We start from the raw sequence: 18875 nt of genomic DNA, 5'->3' as shown, positions 1-18875 counted from the left end.
CCCATCCTTTCAGGCCGTGCCGTGGCGGAAGCGCCGCAACAGCATCAGGAAAAATGGCCCGCCCAGCAAGGCCGTAAAAATGCCGACGGGGACTTCCGCGGGAATGGCCACCGTGCGCGCCAGGGTATCGGCCAACAGCAGCAGCAAGCCGCCCATCAGCATCGCCAGCGGCAGTACCTTGCGCTGGTCGGCGCCCAGCCAGGTGCGCACCAGGTGCGGCGCGATCAGGCCAATAAAACCGATGCCGCCGCACCAGGCCACGGCAAACCCCGTCAGCACGGCCACCAGCACGATGACCTGCGTGCGCAAGCGGCTCACGTCGACACCCACGTGCAGCGCCTGCGCCTCGCCCAGCGCCAGCGCGTTCAGGGAACGCATCAGGAAACGCGTGGCCCACAGCGCGCCCGCCAGCACCAGCAGCAGCGCCGCCACCTGGCGCCAGCTGCCGGCCGACAGCGAACCGAGGGTCCAGAAAGTCAGGGTGCGTAATTGATCGTCGCTGGCCAGGTAGATGCACAGCCCCATGACGGCCACCGCGATGGCGTTCAGCGCCACGCCCGTCAGCAGCAGGCCGACGATGGAACCGGGCGTGGCCCAGCGGGCGACCCGGTCGAGCAGCACGCAAATGAGCATGGCGCCGGCAAACGCGGCGGCCGGCAGCAGCCACACGCGCAGCTCGGGCACCACGTGCAGGCTGGCGGTGAAGACGATGGTGGCCGCGCCCGCGCAGGCGGCGCCGCTGCTCACGCCCAGCAGGCCCGGGTCGGCCAGCGGATTGCGGAACAGCCCTTGCGTCAAGCCGCCGGCCAGCGCCAGCGCGGCGCCGATCAGGATGGCAAACAGGGCGCGCGGCAAACGGATATGCCACAGCACATACGCGCCTCCGGACAGCGCCGCGTCGCCAGACTGAAACGGCGCCAGCCAGTCGGCCAAGGCGACAGGCACGGCGCCGGCCTGCACGGCGACAAGCAAGCCGCCAGCCAGGGCGGCGGCCAGCAGCCCGCCGGCGCCCCAGCGAGGCCAGCGCCAGGGCGCGGCGGAGACCAGGGAGGCCACGTTCATGCGGCCATGGCTTTGGCGAAAGCGGCGTCGAGTTCCGCCAGCGCCTGCGGCATGCGCGGGCCAAAGCCCAGCAGCAGCATGGCTTCCTGCGAGACGATGCGGTGCTTGCGCCCGGCCGGCGTCTGCGCCAGCCCAGGCAGGTTCAGGATGCCGTCCACGCCGCCCGAGGCTTGCAAGCCCTGGTCGGTGACGAGCACGATGTCGGGCCGCGCGGCGATCACGGCTTCGGGCGTCAGCGGCTTGTAGCCGGAAAATCCACCCTGCCCGCCCATCACATTGACGGCGCCCGCATACGCGAGCATGGCGTCGGCGCCCGTCTCGCGCCCGCCCACCATCACCTGGTTCGGCGCATGGGCGAGGATGAACAGCACGCGCACGGGCGCATGCTGGCGCTGCTGCACCGTGGCCAGGGCGCCGTTCCACTGCTGCTGCAAGGTGTGCGCCAGGCGCGCGGCGGGCTCGGCGCGGCCCGTGATGCGGCCCACCTGCTTTACCCGTTCCAGCAAGCCTTCGAATCGGTTGTTCGCGCTGAGCACCGCTACCGGCACGCCCGCGTCGCGCACCTGGCGCAGCACCGCTTGCGGCCCCGCTTCCTCGGTGGCGATCAGCTGCGTGGGCGCCAGCGACAGCACGCCCTCGGCCGACAGGGTGCGCGCATAGCCGACCTGCGGCAGTTGCCGCGCCACGGCCGGATACAGCGAAGTGGTGTCGACGCCCACCAGTTCGCCCTGCGCTTCGAGCGCATAGACGATTTCCGTCAGGGCGCCGCCCACGCTGACGATGCGCCGCGCCTTGGCCAGCGGCTTGCCCGCGTCGGTCACTGCCGCCAGCACCTGCATCGGTGCGGCCAGGGCCAATGCTCCCGCCCCCATCTTTTTCAGCGCGATGCGGCGCGCCACGCTGGCGGCGATCATGCGGCGCATAATTCGCCCTCCTGCGCCACTCTGTCGACGATATGGCGCCATTCGCACAATTCATGCACGCCCGGCTTGCGTTCGCCGAAGAACATGACGATGGTGTCGCCCTTCGCATCGAACAGTTCCACCGACGTCACCAGGCCGTCGACCGTGGGCTTTTTCACCACCCAGGCGCTGGCGATATGGTCTTCGCGCAAATGCAGGTTGAAGCGCTGGTCGAGGACATTGATCCATGGCCCCATCACGGCGATCTTGTGCACGGGCCCCGAATGGATCTGGATCATGCCGGCATTGCCGACGAAGGCCATGATGGACACCCTTTCGAGGGCGGCATCGTTGAGCAGGTCGAGCACGCAGGATTTGTCGATCTGCTGCACGAAGCGCGCTTCGGCCAGGCGCAGGCCCTGCAGGCGCGAGACCGCATATTTTTTCAGCAAAGTGAAGAATTCGTGCGTGTCGCGCAAGTCGGCCCAGGCAGCGCGAAAACCGGCCACGTCGATCTGCGCATCGGGCAGTTCGGCCGGCGCCGGCAGCGGTGCCGTCACGGCGATGCCGGCCGTCTGGTCGGCATCGGCAAAGCGCGCCACCAGCGCGTCGTAGGCGGCAATATCGCTTTGCGGCTTGAGGAAAATCTTGTGCACGGCGTGGCCGGCCGCATCGAAAAACTGCAGGCTGCGCTGCACTTCCTTTTCACCCAGCTCGCGCACGGCAAAGCCATGCGCCCACTGGCGGTAGAACACGCGCAGGTCGATGTCGCCACCGAGCACCAGGCCCACGTGGTGGTTGTGGCTGGCTTTTCGGTAGACACCCGTCTTTTCATGCACGCACGAAGCGTTGCGCGTCAGGGCCATGACTTCGCCCAGCGGTTCCAGCGCGGCAATGATGGCGGGCCAGTCGGCCTGCAGGCGCGCGGCGCCCAGCAAGGCGCCATTGGCCAGCGACAGGCCAGCGTGCGCGGCGATCAGCTCGCCTTCGGCCATGCCCAGTTCCTCGGCGATGTCGCGGTGGCGGGCCTTCTTTTCGCGGCGCAGGCGGGCAAATTCGCTGGCGACCAGCTCGGTATTGCAAATAGGGGGCATGCTCGTCACGGTGTCTCCTTTCAAGGCGAACACTGGCTGGCATGGGCTGGCTGGTGGTGGGGGAATCTTGAAGTTAATTATAAATGAGAATCATTCGCAATCAAGACTTATTTACGTGTGCCTGAGCGCGGGCAAAAAAAAAGCGCCGCGACAGAAAACCCGTCGCGGCGCCAAAGGAGACCGATCGATACAACTGATCAGTGTTGAGAAAATGTCAGCGTTGAATTCAGGCGCTGGCCTGTACCGCCGGCATGGCCGCCGCCTTGGGCGCGGGGCGCTGCGCCAGCAAGACCACGGCGGCCAGCACCATGGCTCCGCCCAGCAATTGCGTGCCGCTGACGGATTCCTTCAGCAGGGTCACGCCGAAGGCCATCGTGATGACGGGTTCAAAGGTGGAGATGATCGAAGCCTTGGCCGCGCCGATCTGCGCCACGCCGGCAAAGAAGGCGGCGATCGCGATGGCCGTCGAGAACAGGGCGATGGCGCTGACGGCCAGCCAGCCCGTCGCCGTGCCCGGCAAGGAAACGCCTTGCCACAGCGCAATTGCACTGTTCGACAGCCCGGCCGTGCCCAAAATCACCACGCAAGCGGCCAATGGGTGAATATTCTCGCGGCTTTTCGACAGGCTGTTGCCGACACAGGATGTACACGGCGTACACGCCGGCCGCCATCAAGGCCAGGGCGATGCCGATGGGCTGGCCCTGCAGCTTGCCGCCCAGGGTGATCGCCATGCCGGCAATGGCCAGCGCCATCAGCACCAGCATGCGCCGGTCCAGCTTTTCCCAGCCCAGCGCCAGCGCCAGGATCGTCACCAGCACGGGATACACGTACAGCAACATGCCGCACAGGCCGCTGCTGGCATACATGAGGGCATTGAAATAGCCTTGCGACTGGGCCGTGTACATCAAGCCCATCAGCATGTAGCCGGCCAGCAGGCGGCCGCGCGGCAAGCGCCAGCCACCGAGCCACACGAGCGGCAGCAACAGCATGGCAGCAATGACGAAACGCAAGGCCAGCATGGTCGACGGGTTGACCCCGGACGCATAGGCCGCCTTGGCAAACACGGCGGAACTGCCGAAACCGGCGGCCGACAGCAACACCAGCGCAACAGCGCGGCGATCAGACATGACTAAACCTCTTTGAGTACGCCTGGGCAAACCTGCTGCGTAGCGCGACGGTTTTCCAGGCGTTGTAACGTTGTAAATATAAATGCCCAGCCAGGCCGGGAGATGTGCATGCGTGAATCCTATTGCGGGTCACTTCACGCAGTGACGGCATCATATTCGCTTGCGCAAAATGAAACAAACCAATATTCTTCACGGATAGGCCGAATTTTACTGAGGCTCAATTCTCTTGAAGACTGTCATGTCACGTCCCTTGCCACCGCTCGCCGCCCTGCACGCCTTCGAGGCGGCCGCCCGCCATGAAGGCTTCCAGCGCGCGGGCGAAGAATTGCACGTCTCGGCCGGCGCCATCGGCCATCACGTAAAACAGCTGGAAGCGTGGCTCGGCATCGTGCTGTTCCAGCGCCTGCCGCGCGGCGTGGTGCTCACCAGCGCCGGCCAGCGCTATGCGGCCTCGCTGGGGCCGATCCTCAACCAGCTGGCCGACGTTTCCGAACAGGCGCGGCGCCAGGGCGACGACAAGGTCGTCACTGTGACGGCCACCAGCTCACTCGTCTCGCGCTGGCTGATGCCGCGTCTGGGCCGGCTGCGCGACCGCTACCCGCAGATCGAACTGCGCGTGCTGGCGTCCATGCACCCGGTCGACCTGGCGCGCGATGGCGTGGACGTGGCCATCCGCCTGGGACCGGGCCGCTATCCGGGCCTGAAGGTGGATTTATTGATGGAAGAATGGTTTTCCGCCGTCTGCAGCCCCGGTTTCCGCGCCAACGCGGCCAGCCTGCGCCAGCCGGCCGACCTGCTGCGCTATCCGCTGCTGCACGACGAGCCGGAAGTGCACCTGCCCGGCGAAATCGACTGGACGCGCTGGCTGCACAGCTGCGGCGTGCATTACAGCGGCAATAGCGGCAACAGCGGCGCGCGCTTTTCGCACACCTATTTATGCCTGGACGCGGCCGCCAGCGGCCAGGGCGTGGCCATCGCCGCCAGCCCCCTGATCGGCGACGACCTGCGCTCGGGCCGCCTGGTGCGCGTCTTCGGGCACGCCGTGCGCGGCCCCCACTGCTATTATTTGCTGCGCTCGCCCCAGGCGGAAACGCGGCCCCTCGTGCACGCATTCTGCGAATGGCTGATCGCAGAGGCGCGCGCCGACCAGGAAACCGTCTGGCCTACCGTGGAGACAGCATGACGAGCACGGAACTGGCGCGCAGCGCCCAATTCAGTATCCAGCACGAATACGAACAGGCCGGCGTGACAGCGGCAGATGGCCGGCACGCCAGCCTGGGCGAATTCTATGGCGACCCGGCCGTGGCATTGATCGATATCAATGAGCAATGGTGTGCCGTGGCGGGCGAAGGATTGGTGCTGTGCCGGCTGGAACAGCCGTTCGGCCAGTGCACGGCATATTTCCGCGAACCTGGCGAGACAGTGTGGATCACGGGCTTGCGGCAAACGGGACCGTTTGCGCTGCAGTGGCAAGGCGAGGATGGTGTTTGGTCCGCCCTCGCCTTTTTGGAACATACGAAAAGTTATAACTTGATGAAATGCTCGCGGTAGTACTTCAATTCTTCGATCGACTCGAGGATATCGGCCAGCGCCGTGTGCTTCTGGTGTTTCTTGAAACCGGTGGCGATTTCCGGCTTCCAGCGCTTGCACAGCTCTTTCAATGTCGATACGTCAACATTGCGGTAGTGGAAGAATGCTTCCAGCTTCGGCATGCCGCGCACCATGAAGCGGCGGTCCTGGCCGATGGTGTTGCCGCACATGGGCGACTTGCCTGCCGGCACGTATTTCTTCAGGAACGCGATCAGTTCCGCTTCCGCCTGCGCTTCCGTCACGGTCGACGCCTTCACCTTGTCGATCAGGCCCGAACGGCCGTGCGTGCCCTTGTTCCAGGCGTCCATCTTGTTCAGGGTTTCATCCGACTGGTGAATCACGAACACGGGGCCTTCGGCCAGCAGGTTCAAGTGCATGTCCGTCACCACCACCGCCACCTCGATGATGCGGTCGGTATCGGGCTCCAGGCCCGTCATTTCCATGTCGACCCAGACCAGGTTCATCTCGTTGGGACGTGCCGGGACGGCAGGTGCGGGGGTGGATGCGGTTAAGTCGGTCGCTTGTGACATAATTCTCTCTTGGCCTAATCAAACTAAATAATCAGCCATTTTCTCACAGGCACAGAATGTATTCACTCGCGTTTTCGATTTTGTTTGTATCCGTCCTCGTTTTGACCCTGGCCGTGCGCTTCTGGCTCGCTTCGCGGCAGATTCGCCACGTGCTGGCGCACCGCGCGGCTGTCCCGCCAGAATTCGCGGAAAAGATTCCGCTGGCCGCGCACCAGAAGGCGGCCGACTATACGGTGGCGAAGACCAAGTTCGGCCTGCTGACCCTGCTGGTCAACTATGCCGTGCTGATCGGTTTTACCCTGCTGGGCGGCCTGCAATGGCTGGCGCTGCACCTGAATGAATGGATGGGAGCGGATTCTCCCATGCTGTACCAGATCGGCCTGATCGCCGCCTTTGCCGTCATTTCCGGCCTGATCGACCTGCCTTTCGACTATTACCGCCAGTTTGTGCTGGAACAACGTTTCGGCTTCAACACCATGGCGCGCAAGCTGTTCTTCATGGACATGCTCAAGGGCGTGGGCCTGGGCGCGGCCATCGGCTTGCCGCTGATCTGGGTCGTGCTGACCCTGATGGCGAAAAGTGGCGGCCTGTGGTGGCTGTACGCGTGGTTCGTCTGGAGCGGCTTCCAGCTGCTGATGATGGTGCTGTTTCCCACAGTCATCGCTCCCCTGTTCAACAAATTCACGCCGCTGGCCGACGAATCCTTGAAAAGCCGCATCGAAGGCTTGATGCAGCGCGTCGGTTTCGCCTCGAAAGGCTTGTTCGTCATGGATGGCTCGAAGCGCAGCGCCCACGGCAATGCGTATTTCTCGGGTTTTGGCGCCAACAAGCGCATCGTCTTCTTCGACACCCTGCTGTCGCGCCTGGCGCCGCAGGAAATCGAGGCCGTGCTCGCGCATGAGCTGGGCCATTTCAAGCTCAAGCACATCGTCAAGCGCATCGCCATGATGTTTATCATTTCGCTGGGCTTTCTGGCGCTGCTGGGCTTCCTGAAGACGCAGCCCTGGTTTTACGCGGGCCTGGGCGTGGATCCCGTGACGCTGGCACTCACCGGCCAGCCGACGGACGCGCTGGCCCTGCTGCTGTTCATGCTGGCCTTGCCCGTCTTCACTTTCCTGCTGGGACCGTTGACCTCGCTCAGCTCGCGCAAGCACGAATTCGAGGCCGACGCCTTTGCCGCCACGCACACGCAGGCGGACGACCTGGTCTCGGCCCTCGTCAAAATGTATGAAGACAATGCGTCGACCCTGACGCCCGACCCGCTGCACTCGGCCTTCTACGACTCGCATCCGCCGGCCAGCGTGCGCATCCGCCACCTGAAAGGGGCTACGACATGAATACGCCATCCACACTGCAAGAGCTGGCCCAACTGTCCTGCGCGCCGCGCCAGCACGCGCTGGGCGACACCGGCGTCGCCACCCTGCTCGCCCTGCTGCCCCAGTGGACGCTGCAAAATGGCAAGCTGTGCCGCGACTACGGCTTCAAGAATTACTACCAGACCCTGGCGTTCGTGAACGCCCTGGCCTATATGACCCATACGCAAGACCACCATCCGGAGCTCATCATTACTTACAAAACCTGCGCCGTGCGCTACGACACGCACTCGGTCAACCAGGGCGCCGGCGGCCTGTCCGAAAACGACTTCATCTGCGCCGCCAAGGCCGACCTCATCTACCAGAGCAGCCAGGTGGCCCCATGAGCGAAGGCAAGTTGACGGGTATCATCATCGCCGCCCACGGCCGCCACTACCTGGCCGACGTGGACGGCGCCAAGCTGCAATGCGTGACGCGTGGTAAGAAAACCAATGTGGCCGTGGGCGACATCGTGCACCTGACGCGCACTTCGAACGACCAGGCCGTCATCGACCGCATCGAGGAACGCAAGACCCTGCTGTACCGCTCGGACCAGTACAAATCGAAATTGCTGGCGGCCAACCTGACGCAGCTGTTCATCGTCGTGGCGACGGAACCGGGCTTTGCGGACGACCTGATCTCGCGCTCGCTGGTGGCGGCCGATGCGGCCGGCATCGAGGCGCGCATCATTCTGAATAAAACGGACGTGACGGCTTCGCTGGAGCGCGCCCGCGAACGCCTGCTGCCGTATTCCTCGATGGGCTATCCCGTCGATGAAGTGTCGGCGCGTGCCGAACCGGAACACGCCGTGGCCACCCTGGCGCCGCTGCTGGCGGGCCAGTCGTCGATCCTGATCGGCCAGTCGGGCATGGGCAAGTCATCCTTGATCAACCTGCTGGTGCCGGACGCCGATATCGCCGTGCGCGAAATCTCGGCCGCGCTCGACACGGGCAAGCACACGACGACCTTTACGCGCCTGTACAAGCTCGACGAACTGGGCGCCAACAGTTCCATCATCGATTCGCCCGGCTTCCAGGAGTTCGGCCTGTACCATTTGAGCGAAGGCATGCTGGAGCGGGCCTTCCGCGAATTCCAGCCCTATCTGGGCGGTTGCAAGTTCTATAACTGCCGCCACCTGATCGAGCCGCAATGCGCGATCCTGCAAGCCTTGTCTGAAGGCAAGATCGCCAAGATGCGCCATACCCTGTACGGCCAATTGCTGCACGAATCGGCGCAAACGCTGTATTGAACGCGCGTGGCGCCCGCCATCAGGGCGGGCGCCAGGCCGACAAAAACATTACCACATCGAATTTAGCAGAATTAAATTCTGCCGTACAGCCCGCTTTCCCCCATTCATTCCAAAACTGCCCATCGGCCTATTTCGCATTTCAGCGCCGGATTCCTGCGTTTCGTCGCTTCACGCTGGCATGGCGCCAGCCCACTTGCTACCTTGGCACTGTCCCCGCCAGCGAACCTGCTGGAGACAACATCGGTCTAACTCCAACCAGCATCTCGATAACAAGGTGAAATCATGAAAATCATCGTTCTCGCGTACCCTCGCCCTCGGTAGCGCCGCCCTCGTCCTCGGCCTGTCTTGCCTCAGCGCCAGCGCGCTGGAAATCGGCGAACAGGACAAGGTTCAAATTTCCGGCAAGGTCTATAAACTTGCCCCGCAGGAATTCAGCCAGTACGGCAATAGCTACCAGCTCGACACGGGCGACACCCTGCTGCTGCGCCAGCAAGTCAACCGCTATTTCACGCACATCAAGGGGCAGCCCGAAATAGAACTGTTCGGCCGCGCGCCGGGCGTCTTTGAAACGGCCAGCGGCACGCGCATGGAATTTCGCGCCGATGGCGACGTCATCGCCATTACCGGACTGAACCAGATTCCGGGCGCCATGGCCAAGGCTGGCGAAACGGCCAGCACCGTGCACTTCGCCGGCCGCTAAACAAGCAGCACGGCGCAAGCGTCACGGCGACCGGCCGGCAAGCCATTGCCCCGCCGGCTTTGCGCAGCCTGAAAGGGCGCGCGCAAAAAAAAATACTGTCGAGTCGGCCAAACAACTGTATCCGAATGCAGCTTACAATGCGATCCAATAAGGTGTCACTGGCCGCAGGCCAACACCATCGCCTTGCGGGAGATTTCGGATGGAAATGTTCGCACTCGAACATGACATTACACAGTGGGAAGACACACTGCGGCCATTGCGCGGCCTGGAGCGCCTGCCCTTGCTGATGCTGCTGGCATGGCACTTGCGCCAGCGCAACTGCCCGCAAGCGCTGCACCATGCAGCCGAAGCGGCGGCCTTGCTGCCCCAGGCCCAACTGCCTGCGCACGCCCTGGCCATCGCGCAGGCGCGCCTGCAGCTGGTGCAAGCGGAAGTTGCATGGCTGCAAGGTGCGCTCGATGCGGCCGAAAACCTGGCCATGGCGGCGCATGCCGTCCTGTGCGCGCAAGGCGATGGCGCCGGTTGCGCCGACGCCCACTGGCTGCTGTCCTCGATTGCCGTCGACCGGGGCGACCATGCCCGCTGCGATGCAGAGCTGCTGGCCGCTGCCGGGCAAGCGCGCAGCGCCGGCGATGCGATGCGCGCCAGCCTGGCCGATGCGGCCACGGCGCGCTGGGCCGTCTTGCGCGATGCGCCGGCCGCGCAAGCGCGCTGGGGCGGCCACTTCCAGCTTGACGGCGCCAGCGGCAAGCTGCCCGCGCCGCTGGCTGCCTGGGTGCACGACTTCCGCGGCTTGCTGGCGCACACCTCGCGCGACCTGGGCACGGCCGCCGGCCACTACATGCAAAGCTATGAGGCGGCGCTGGAAAGCGGCCAGCTGCGCGGCGCCATCACGGCCGCCATCAATATCGGCGACTGTTTCTCCAGCCTTAACGACAACGAATCGGCTCTCGAATGGATGCAGTGCGCGCTGGATCTGGCGCGCCCGACCGGCTGGCCGCGCAGCATCGGCGCCTGCCAGACGCATACGGCCGAGACCATGCGCAAGCTGGGGCGCCTGACCGCCGCCGAAGACTTGCTGCGCGAGGCGCTGCTGATCCTGGCCCCCGTGGCGGGTGCGCGCACCTATGCCAACGCCCTGTTCCACCTGGGCGAACTGAGCCTGGACAAGGGCGATTACGACACGGCGCTCGACGCCTTCAGCCGGCTGGCGCAGCGCGCCGAAGCGCTGGGCCAGGCCGATTTCCGCAGCATGGCCCAGCGCGGCAGCGCCCACGCGCTGTCCTACCTGGACCGTCCGGACGAGGCGCTGCAGGCGGCCGAACGGGCTTGCCAGCTTGCCACGGCGCAAGGCGACGCCATGCACCAGGTGGCGGCGCTGCGCGTGCTGTCCATGCTGCATGCGCGCCACGACCTGCCGCCGCCGGCAGGCATGCTGGAACGCAATCCGGCCCTGCATTTCCTGCACCAGGCGCTGCAGGTAGCCGCCTCCATCGACGGCTATGTGCCGCCCGGCGAACTGCTCGATGCGCTGGCGCGCGAATACGCGCATGCGGGCGACTATGCGCGCGCCTACGATATCGCCCTCGATGCGGGCGTGGCGCGCGAAAAAAGCCACACCCAGCAGGCCAGCAACCGCGCCACCGCCATGCAGGTCTACCACCAGACGGAACATGCGCGCTCGGAAGGCTATCACCACCGCGAACTGGCCGCTTCCGAGGCGCGCCGCGCCGAAGTGCTGCAACAGACCAGCGACACGCTGGAACGGCTGTCGGCCATCGGCCAGGAAATCACCACCCACCTCGACGCCAGCGCCGTGTTCCAGGTGCTCGACCGCCACGTGCATGCCTTGCTGCCAGTAAACACCTTCGCCGTCTACATGCTCGATCCCGCCGGCACGGCGCTGCGCCGCGCGCACGGCATGGAAGCGGGCCGGCCCCTGCCCGACAACGCCATTCCGCTGAGCAACCCACGCGCCTATTCCGTGCGCTGCCTGCTGGGCCGGAGCGAAGTGTATATCGCCCAGGTACCGCCCAAGCGCCATGCCTACACGGTGCCAGGCACCCTGCATAACCAGAGCGTGCTGTACGTGCCCTTGACGGTGGGCGAACGCGTGCTGGGCGTGATGACGGTGCAGGCTTGCCATGCCCATGCCTACGGCGAACGCGAGCGGCTGATCTTCCGTACCCTGTGCGCGTACGGCGCCATCGCGCTCGACAATGCCAGCGCCTACCGGCAGTTGCAAGATGCCCAGGCACAACTGGTATCGCAGGAAAAACTGGCTGCCCTCGGTTCCCTGATGGCCGGCGTGGCGCATGAACTGAATACCCCGATCGGCAACAGCCTGTTGATCGCCAGCACCATGCAGCAAAAGACGGAAGACGTGGAGCGCCTGATGAACGGCCCCGGCCTGCGCCGCTCCGACCTGGCCGCCTACATCGAGGATGCGGGCAAGGCGTCGGCGCTGGTGATGCGCGGCCTGCACAGCGCGGCCGACCTGGTCAACAGCTTCAAGCAGGTGGCCGTCGACCGCACCACCGAGCAGCGGCGCCAGTTTGATCTGCAACAAGTCAGCAATGAAATCATCGCCACCGTCATGAACCGCATCCGCAGCTCGGGCCACCGCATCGAGACGCAGATCGAGTTCGGCATCGCCATGGACAGCTATCCGGGCCCGTTCGGCCAGGTGATCACCAATCTGATCAACAATGCCCTGCTGCACGCCTTCGCCCCCGCGCCCAACGATGGCGCCGCCGGCACGGGCTGCATGCGCCTGTCCGCCACGGTGGAGGCCGCCCGCGTGCAGATCGTCTTCGCCGACAATGGCGGCGGCATCGCCGAACAGCATCTGTCGCGCATCTTCGACCCCTTCTTTACTACCAAGCTGGGCCAGGGCGGCAGCGGCCTGGGTCTGTCGATCAGCTACAACATCGTCACGGCCTTGCTGGGCGGCACTATCCAGGTGGCCAGCAGCCCCGCCGGCACGCGCTTCACGCTCGATCTGCCCCTGGTGGCGCCGCGGATCGATGCGGCCACCCCGGCCAACATCTATTGAGCCGGCAAGACCCTGGCTGGACGCGGCCACTTGTCTACACAAGTACCCGTCCGGCCAGTCTTTCCAATCTAAAAGCAAAACCCTTATAATTGAATGGCTGAAGTCCCTGCCATTGCATGATTTACAACTTGGCAAACCGCATCGACCCGCGCGACAAACCGGCGCGGGCACCGATCAACACAGCAGCGCGCCGGGCGAGGCAGTCATCAGTCGAGATGTTGTACGCTGATGCAACCCGGCGGGAAAGGCACGCCGCCGGCGGCCTGCGCATCTTCAAGTGGTCATTATGTCGACAAAAAAACCGATCAAGCACTACCTCCAGTTCTCCGATTTCACGTTGGAAGAGTATGAATATGTGATCGAACGCGCCCATCTGATCAAGCGCAAGTTCAAGAATTACGAAATCTACCATCCACTGATCGACCGCACCCTGGTGATGGTCTTTGAAAAGAACTCCACCCGCACGCGCCTGTCGTTCGAAGCCGGCATGCACCAGCTGGGCGGCGCCGCCATCTACCTGAACACGCGCGATTCCCAGCTGGGCCGCGGCGAGCCGGTGGAAGACGCGGGCCAGGTCATGTCGCGCATGTGCGACATCATCATGGTGCGCACTTTCGGCCAGGAAATCATCGAGCGTTTCGCCGCCAATTCGCGCGTGCCCGTGATCAATGGCCTGACGAATGAACACCACCCGTGCCAGGTCTTTGCCGACATCTTCACCTACATCGAACACCGCGGCTCGATCGCCGGCAAGGTCGTCGCCTGGATCGGCGACGCCAACAACATGCTGTACTCGTGGCTGCAAGCGGCCGAAGTGTTCGGCTTCCACGTCAACGTGTCGACGCCGAAGGGTTATGACATTGACCTGGCGCAAGTCAAGACCGAGCGCTACACCTTCTTCGCCAACCCATCGGACGCCTGCGAGGGCGCGCACCTGGTCAACACGGACGTGTGGACCAGCATGGGCTACGAAGCGGAAAACGCGGCCCGCATCGCCGCCTTCGACGGCTGGATCGTCGATGGCGCGAAGATGGCCCGCGCCGCGCCCGACGCCCTGTTCATGCACTGCCTGCCCGCCCACCGCGGCGAGGAAGTGGCCGCCGAAGTGATCGACGGCCCGCAATCGGTCGTGTGGGACGAGGCGGAAAACCGCCTGCACGTGCAAAAAGCCCTGATCGAATACCTGTTACTGGGTAAAATCAACTAATTCGCCAGGCACTGCAACCATTCTGGCAGCATCGCAACACATACATCGACAACGACAACTGGAAGCAATATGAGCGACATTAAAAAAGTAGTCCTGGCCTATTCCGGCGGACTCGACACCTCCGTCATCCTGAAATGGCTGCAAGATAACTACCAGTGCGAAATCGTCACCTTCACGGCCGACCTGGGCCAGGGCGAAGAACTGGAACCGGCGCGCGCCAAGGCCATCAAATTCGGCATCAAGCCGGAAAACATCCATATCGAAGACGTGCGCGAGGAATTCGTGCGCGATTTCGTCTTCCCGATGTTCCGCGCCAACACCGTCTACGAAGGCGAATACCTGCTGGGCACCTCGATCGCCCGTCCGCTGATCGCCAAGCGCCTGATCGAAATCGCCAACGCCACGGGCGCCGACGCCATCTCGCACGGCGCGACCGGCAAGGGCAACGACCAGGTGCGTTTCGAACTGGGCGCCTACGCCTTGAAGCCAGGCGTGAAAATCATCGCCCCATGGCGCGAATGGGATCTGCTGTCGCGCGAAAAACTGCTGAAGTACGCGGAAGACGCCGGCATCGAAATCGACATGAAGCACAAGAACGGCGGCGCGCCGTACTCGATGGATGCCAACTTGCTGCACATCAGCTTTGAAGGCCGCCACCTGGAAAACCCGAGCGCCGAAGCGGAAGAAACCATGTGGCGCTGGACCGTCAGCCCTGAAAAGGCGCCGGACGAAGCGGAATACCTGGACATCGAATACGAAAAAGGCGACATCGTCGCCATCAACGGCGTGCGCATGTCGCCCGCCACCGTGCTGGCCGAACTGAACAAAGTCGGCGGCAAGCATGGCGTGGGACGCCTGGATCTGGTGGAAAACCGCTACGTCGGCATGAAATCGCGCGGCTGCTATGAAACCCCGGGCGGCACCATCATGCTCAAGGCCCACCGCGCCATCGAATCGATCACCCTGGACCGCGAAGTGGCCCACCTGAAAGATGACCTGATGCCGCGCTACGCGTCGATGATCTACAACGGCTACTGGTGGGCGCCCGAGCGCGTGGCCCTGCAAACCCTGATCGACCACACGCAGGAAACCGTGAACGGCTGGGTACGCATCAAGTTGTACAAAGGCAATGTCATCGTCGTCTCGCGCGATTCGAAGACCGATTCGCTGTTCGACATGAACATCGCCACCTTCGACGAAGACGGCGGCGCCTACAACCAGGCCGATGCCGGCGGCTTCATCAAGCTGAACGCCTTGCGCATGCGCATCGCCGCCATCGCCCGCGAAAAGCGCGGCCAGAAGTAATTGCCGGGAGGCACCGCCTCCCGCGCCAGCTCAAGCCGCCCACGGGCGGCTTTTTTACGTTTGAAACGCACTCGTCCGCGATTTACGGCCCTGCACGCACCCCATTTTGCTGTCCGCATGGCAAAATGCTACAGTGCAATTGTGCTGACCTTCCCGCCTTCGGAGCCCTCCCATGTTCAAAGACCTGAGTATCAAGAATAAACTGTACCTGGGCTTCGGCTCCATCGTGGCCATCATCCTGATCCTGCTGGGCGTGGCCTACAACAGTTTTTCGCGGCTGTCGGAAGCCAATGCATGGGACCGCCATACGATGGAAGTGCTGGTCGAGATCGACAAGATCCACAATTCCATCCTGCAAATCCAGGTGGAGGCGCGCGGTTTCATTCTGACCGGCAACGAAGCCTCGCTGACGCCGGAAACCGATGAAACGGGGGTGCTGAGCCAGCACACGCAAAAAGCCATCGCCATGACGGTCGACAACAAGGTGCAGTCGGAACGCTTCCGCAAGATCGACCAGCTGACCAGCACCTGGGTCAAGGAGTGGATCCATCCCCTGATCGAGAAGCGCCGCGCGCTGGGCAATGCGCCGGGCGCGACGGAATCGGTGGCGCGCACCATGCCGCCGACCGGCTATCCGGCTGTCGCGCAAGCGAACAAGCTGCTCGATGAAGTGGCGGCGGAAGAATCGCGCCTGCTGGCCGAACGCACGGCCACCACGGCAAAATTGCAGGAAACCATGCTGCTGACCCTGGCCCTGGGCGGCTTGCTGTGCGTGGTGCTGGCGCTGGGCATTTCCTACCTGCTGGGCCGTTCCATCCTCGGCCCGCTGAACAGCCTGACGGACGCCGTCGGCCGCATCGCCGGCGGCGAGCAAGGCGCGCGCGCCGCCATCCTCTCGCGCGACGAGCTGGGCAAGGTAACGGAAGAGTTCAACCGCATGGCGCAAACCATCCAGGACAACCAGGCCAATGAACTGGCCGCGACGAACAGCTTGCGGGCCAAGGTCGATTCCCTGCTGGAAGTGGTGTCGAAGGCGGCCTCGGGCGACCTGACGGGCAAGGTCGGCATCACGGGCAGCGACGCCATCGGCCAGCTGGGCAACGGCCTGGCAAAGATGTTCGAGAACCTGCGCAGCCTGCTCAACAATGTGCAAAAGGCCGGCATCCAGGTGACGACCTCGGCCACGGAAATCGCCGCCTCGGCTCGCCAGCAGGAAGCCACGGGCATTGAGCAAGCGCAAACCAGCGTGGAAATTCTCAGCACCACCAAGGAAATTTCGGCCAACACGAGCCAGTTGCTCAAAACCATGGAAGACGCCACCGCCGTGGCCGACTACACGACGAATGCGACGGCCGAAGCGCAAAACAACCTCAAACGCATGGATTCGACCATGCAGCACATGGTTTCGGCCACCGATTCCATCAACGCCAAGCTGGCCGCCCTGTCGGAAAAGGCCAGCAATATCAACAGCGTCCTGATCACCATCACGAAAGTGGCCGACCAGACCAACATCCTGTCGCTGAACGCCGCCATCGAGGCGGAAAAGGCGGGCGAGGCGGGCCGCGGCTTCTCCGTCGTGGCGACGGAAATCCGCCGCCTGGCCGACCAGACCTCGGTGTCCACCTGGGATATCGAGCAAATGTTGAAGGAAATGCAATCTGCCGTGTCGGCCAGCGTGATGGGCATGGATAAGTTCTCGGAGGAAATTCGCCGCAGCGTGGGCGAAGTGCGGCAAGTGGCCGAGCAACTGTCGTCCGTGATGGACCAGGTGCAAAAACTCACGCCGCAATTCGATGCCGTGCTGCAAGGCATGCAGTCGCAGGCGATCGGCGCGTCGCAGATTTCCGACACCATGATGCAGCTCAACGATGCCACCCAGCAAACGGTGGAATCCTTGAAAGCCACCAGCGAGGCGGTGCACCAGCTGCAATATGCGGCCGGCGACCTGCAGTCGAGCGTGTCGACCTTCGCCGTCACCATCTGACCCCATGAAAGTACTGCTCTTTCACATCGGACGCGACCGCTACGGCCTGCCCCTGGCCGGCATCGTGCGCGTCTTGCCGCTGCTGGAGCTGAAGCAGTTGCCGCTCACGCCCGATTACGTGGCCGGCCTGATGGACTTGCACGGCACGCCCGTGCCCGTGATCGACCTGTCGCGCCTGGCGGGGCTGCCGGCCGCCGCCGCGCAGTTCGACACGCGCATCGTCATCGTCGACTACCGCGCGCCTGGCGGCGCAACCGCACACGCGCTGGGCTTGCTCGCTTCGCAGGTGCGCGGCATCGCCGACCTCGATGCGGAACAGCTCGAGGATAGCGGCGTGGCGACGGCGCCCTTCCTGGGCCAGGTGGCCAGCGATGCCGACGGCATCGTGCAACTGGTCGAACTCGAACACCTGCTGCCGCCCGACGTGCGCGCGCTGCTGTTTCAAGACGCGAGCGCGGCATGACGGCGCAAGCCCTGCTGCGCCGCGCGACCGGCCTGTCCGTCTCCAGAACCGTGGCCGAGCGGGCCGTCAACCAGCGCATGGAGCAGACGGGCTTTACGGATAGCGCAGCCTATCTGCAGGCGCTCACGCCGGCCGAAATGACCCAATTGATCGAACTGGTGGTGGTGCCCGAATCGTGGCTGTTCCGCGACCCGCAGGCGTTCTACGCCACCGTCGAACTGGTGCAGGAACGCTGGGCGCGCGGGCGCGCCACGCGCATCCTGTCGATCCCGTGCGCGGGCGGCGAGGAACCGTATTCGATGGCCATGGCGCTGCGCGACGGCGGCGTGCCGAAACAGGCGTTCAGCATCGACGCCTATGACCTGAGCCCCGGCTGCATCGAGCGGGCGCAGGCCGGCGTGTATGGCCGCAACGCCTTCCGGGCGCAGGACGTGGCCTTCCGCGAACGCTATTTCACGCACGTGGCCGACGACGCCTACCGCATCATCGACGCCCTGCGCGAGCAAGTCACCTTCAGGCAGGGCAACCTGCTGCAGTTCGATACGGCCACCTACAGCCGCCATTACGACGTCATCTTCTGCCGCAACCTCTTGATTTACTTCGACAAACCGACCACGCGCGCCGCCATCGCCAATCTGTCGGCCCTGCTGGCCGATGACGGCATGCTGCTGGCCGGCTATGCGGAAGTGCCCTCGTTCTGCCAGAACGGCTTTGCGACGCTGCAGTTCCGCCAGGCCTTCGCCCTGAAGAAGGACACGGCGGCGCCGGCCAGTCCCGTGCAGCTGGCACCGCTGCCGGCCGCGCGTCCCCTGCGCAGCGTGCCGCCCGCGCCCAGGCGCGCTGCCGTAGCAGCCTCCTCTTCCGCCGCGCCCGTCCCACCGGCGCCGCGCACGCGCCCCGTGTCCGTGCCGGCGGCGCCGGCCGCGCCAGCCGATTTGCTGGCCGAGGCGCGCCTGCTGGCCGACCGTGGCCAGCTGCGCGAAGCGGGCGAAAAATGCCACGCCCACCTGGCGAAAGTGCCCGAGGCGGCGGAAGCGTATTTCATGTTGGGCATCATCAATGAGCTGGCCGGCAAGATGGACCTGGCCGACGATTACTGGCGCCGCTGCATCTACCTGCAGCCCGACCATTACGAGGCGCTGTGCCATTTGTCCCTGCTGGCCGAACGCAATGGCAACCACACGGCCGCCGCCACCCTGAAGGCGCGCGCGGCGCGCATCTACCAGCGCCGCCAGGCGTCCAACTAAGGGGCACG

General features: G+C 64.3%; 17 protein-coding genes and 1 pseudogene. 11 read left to right on the top strand and 7 right to left on the bottom strand.

All coding sequences use genetic code 11. From position 1 onward, the window contains the following. Window positions 1–9: 9 nt before the first annotated feature. The 5 genes and pseudogenes from ACQVLG_RS15655 to ACQVLG_RS15635 form a co-directional block, all read right to left on the bottom strand. Entirely contained in the window at window positions 10–1062 is a 1053-nt protein-coding gene (locus ACQVLG_RS15655; RefSeq protein ID WP_474290065.1) for a FecCD family ABC transporter permease, read from the bottom strand. After that, window positions 1059–1985 (bottom strand): heme/hemin ABC transporter substrate-binding protein, encoded by a 927-nt coding sequence (locus tag ACQVLG_RS15650; RefSeq protein WP_474290064.1) that lies wholly within the window; start codon window positions 1983–1985, stop codon window positions 1059–1061. Before ACQVLG_RS15650 ends, ACQVLG_RS15655 begins: the two co-directional genes overlap by 4 nt. Further along, on the bottom strand, window positions 1973–3058 hold the full coding sequence (locus ACQVLG_RS15645) for a hemin-degrading factor (RefSeq protein WP_474295664.1): 1086 nt from the start codon (window positions 3056–3058) through the stop codon (window positions 1973–1975). Before ACQVLG_RS15645 ends, ACQVLG_RS15650 begins: the two co-directional genes overlap by 13 nt. Before the next feature lie 226 nt (window positions 3059–3284). Beyond that, the gene (locus ACQVLG_RS15640; protein ID WP_474295662.1) at window positions 3285–3638 is read right to left on the bottom strand and encodes an EamA family transporter; all 354 of its coding nucleotides are present in this window, start codon (window positions 3636–3638) and stop codon (window positions 3285–3287) included. A gap of 196 nt (window positions 3639–3834) precedes the next feature. Further along, a pseudogene (locus ACQVLG_RS15635) lies at window positions 3835–4185 on the bottom strand (EamA family transporter); the annotation flags it as partial. Window positions 4186–4423: 238 nt separating this feature from the next. Between ACQVLG_RS15635 and gcvA the strand changes: the two are divergent. Then, the gene (gene gcvA / locus ACQVLG_RS15630; RefSeq protein WP_474290063.1) at window positions 4424–5368 is read left to right on the top strand and encodes a transcriptional regulator GcvA; all 945 of its coding nucleotides are present in this window, start codon (window positions 4424–4426) and stop codon (window positions 5366–5368) included. Continuing rightward, window positions 5365–5736, top strand: a complete 372-nt coding sequence (locus ACQVLG_RS15625; RefSeq protein WP_474290062.1) for a hypothetical protein — start codon at window positions 5365–5367, stop codon at window positions 5734–5736. The genes gcvA and ACQVLG_RS15625 overlap by 4 nt, the downstream gene beginning before the upstream one ends. Here ACQVLG_RS15625 and orn read toward each other — a convergent pair. Continuing rightward, window positions 5709–6305: an oligoribonuclease gene (gene orn / locus ACQVLG_RS15620; protein ID WP_170846480.1), complete on the bottom strand. Its 597-nt coding sequence runs from the start codon at window positions 6303–6305 to the stop codon at window positions 5709–5711. The two genes, ACQVLG_RS15625 and orn, sit on opposite strands and share 28 nt — an antisense overlap. Before the next feature lie 56 nt (window positions 6306–6361). Between orn and ACQVLG_RS15615 the strand changes: the two genes are divergently transcribed. From ACQVLG_RS15615 to rsgA, 3 genes are read left to right on the top strand one after another with little or no spacing between them, the layout of a single operon-like run. Continuing rightward, a complete protein-coding gene (locus ACQVLG_RS15615) occupies window positions 6362–7642 on the top strand; it encodes a M48 family metallopeptidase (protein WP_230542306.1) in 1281 nt (426 codons plus the stop codon). After that, window positions 7639–8004: a 4a-hydroxytetrahydrobiopterin dehydratase gene (locus ACQVLG_RS15610; RefSeq protein ID WP_474290061.1), complete on the top strand. Its 366-nt coding sequence runs from the start codon at window positions 7639–7641 to the stop codon at window positions 8002–8004. The genes ACQVLG_RS15615 and ACQVLG_RS15610 overlap by 4 nt, the downstream gene beginning before the upstream one ends. Beyond that, window positions 8001–8906, top strand: coding sequence for a ribosome small subunit-dependent GTPase A (gene rsgA / locus ACQVLG_RS15605; protein ID WP_099665016.1), 906 nt, complete (start codon window positions 8001–8003; stop codon window positions 8904–8906). The genes ACQVLG_RS15610 and rsgA overlap by 4 nt, the downstream gene beginning before the upstream one ends. A 289-nt stretch (window positions 8907–9195) precedes the next feature. Here rsgA and ACQVLG_RS15600 read toward each other — a convergent pair whose 3' ends face one another. Further along, entirely contained in the window at window positions 9196–9624 is a 429-nt protein-coding gene (locus tag ACQVLG_RS15600) for a hypothetical protein (RefSeq protein WP_474290060.1), read from the bottom strand. 181 nt (window positions 9625–9805) lie between these two features. Here ACQVLG_RS15600 and ACQVLG_RS15595 point away from each other — a divergent pair, with 181 nt between their 5' ends. The 6 genes from ACQVLG_RS15595 (at window position 9806) to ACQVLG_RS15570 (ending at window position 18867) form a co-directional block, all read left to right on the top strand. After that, a complete protein-coding gene (locus ACQVLG_RS15595) occupies window positions 9806–12661 on the top strand; it encodes an ATP-binding protein (RefSeq protein WP_474290059.1) in 2856 nt (951 codons plus the stop codon). Between the two features lie 286 nt (window positions 12662–12947). Then, a complete protein-coding gene (argF, locus tag ACQVLG_RS15590) occupies window positions 12948–13868 on the top strand; it encodes an ornithine carbamoyltransferase (protein WP_077401165.1) in 921 nt (306 codons plus the stop codon). Window positions 13869–13937: 69 nt separating this feature from the next. Next, complete coding sequence (locus ACQVLG_RS15585) at window positions 13938–15173, top strand: argininosuccinate synthase (protein ID WP_034759383.1); 1236 nt, start codon at window positions 13938–13940, stop codon at window positions 15171–15173. A 172-nt stretch (window positions 15174–15345) separates the two neighbouring features. After that, entirely contained in the window at window positions 15346–17157 is a 1812-nt protein-coding gene (locus ACQVLG_RS15580; protein WP_230542310.1) for a methyl-accepting chemotaxis protein, read from the top strand. A gap of 4 nt (window positions 17158–17161) precedes the next feature. Continuing rightward, window positions 17162–17620, top strand: a complete 459-nt coding sequence (locus tag ACQVLG_RS15575) for a chemotaxis protein CheW (protein ID WP_474290058.1) — start codon at window positions 17162–17164, stop codon at window positions 17618–17620. Beyond that, a complete protein-coding gene (locus ACQVLG_RS15570; RefSeq protein WP_474290057.1) occupies window positions 17617–18867 on the top strand; it encodes a CheR family methyltransferase in 1251 nt (416 codons plus the stop codon). The genes ACQVLG_RS15575 and ACQVLG_RS15570 overlap by 4 nt, the downstream gene beginning before the upstream one ends. Window positions 18868–18875: the final 8 nt, after the last annotated feature.

The organism is Janthinobacterium sp. TPC_1 (genome assembly GCF_056037845.1).
This window is presented reverse-complemented; position numbering and strand designations above follow the sequence as displayed.

Excerpts from the sequence above, each read along its gene's own strand:
- gcvA (WP_474290063.1), top strand. The coding sequence starts at position 4,424 with ATGTCACGTCCCTTGCCACCGCTCGCCGCCCTGCACGCCTTCGAGGCG.
- ACQVLG_RS15585 (WP_034759383.1), top strand. The coding sequence starts at position 13,938 with ATGAGCGACATTAAAAAAGTAGTCCTGGCCTATTCCGGCGGACTCGAC.
- ACQVLG_RS15655 (WP_474290065.1), bottom strand. The coding sequence starts at position 1,062 with ATGAACGTGGCCTCCCTGGTCTCCGCCGCGCCCTGGCGCTGGCCTCGC.
- orn (WP_170846480.1), bottom strand. The coding sequence starts at position 6,305 with ATGTCACAAGCGACCGACTTAACCGCATCCACCCCCGCACCTGCCGTC.
- ACQVLG_RS15650 (WP_474290064.1), bottom strand. The coding sequence starts at position 1,985 with ATGCGCCGCATGATCGCCGCCAGCGTGGCGCGCCGCATCGCGCTGAAA.
- ACQVLG_RS15580 (WP_230542310.1), top strand. The coding sequence starts at position 15,346 with ATGTTCAAAGACCTGAGTATCAAGAATAAACTGTACCTGGGCTTCGGC.
- rsgA (WP_099665016.1), top strand. The coding sequence starts at position 8,001 with ATGAGCGAAGGCAAGTTGACGGGTATCATCATCGCCGCCCACGGCCGC.
- ACQVLG_RS15615 (WP_230542306.1), top strand. The coding sequence starts at position 6,362 with ATGTATTCACTCGCGTTTTCGATTTTGTTTGTATCCGTCCTCGTTTTG.
- ACQVLG_RS15575 (WP_474290058.1), top strand. The coding sequence starts at position 17,162 with ATGAAAGTACTGCTCTTTCACATCGGACGCGACCGCTACGGCCTGCCC.
- ACQVLG_RS15595 (WP_474290059.1), top strand. The coding sequence starts at position 9,806 with ATGGAAATGTTCGCACTCGAACATGACATTACACAGTGGGAAGACACA.
- ACQVLG_RS15570 (WP_474290057.1), top strand. The coding sequence starts at position 17,617 with ATGACGGCGCAAGCCCTGCTGCGCCGCGCGACCGGCCTGTCCGTCTCC.
- ACQVLG_RS15610 (WP_474290061.1), top strand. The coding sequence starts at position 7,639 with ATGAATACGCCATCCACACTGCAAGAGCTGGCCCAACTGTCCTGCGCG.
- ACQVLG_RS15625 (WP_474290062.1), top strand. The coding sequence starts at position 5,365 with ATGACGAGCACGGAACTGGCGCGCAGCGCCCAATTCAGTATCCAGCAC.
- ACQVLG_RS15645 (WP_474295664.1), bottom strand. The coding sequence starts at position 3,058 with ATGCCCCCTATTTGCAATACCGAGCTGGTCGCCAGCGAATTTGCCCGC.
- argF (WP_077401165.1), top strand. The coding sequence starts at position 12,948 with ATGTCGACAAAAAAACCGATCAAGCACTACCTCCAGTTCTCCGATTTC.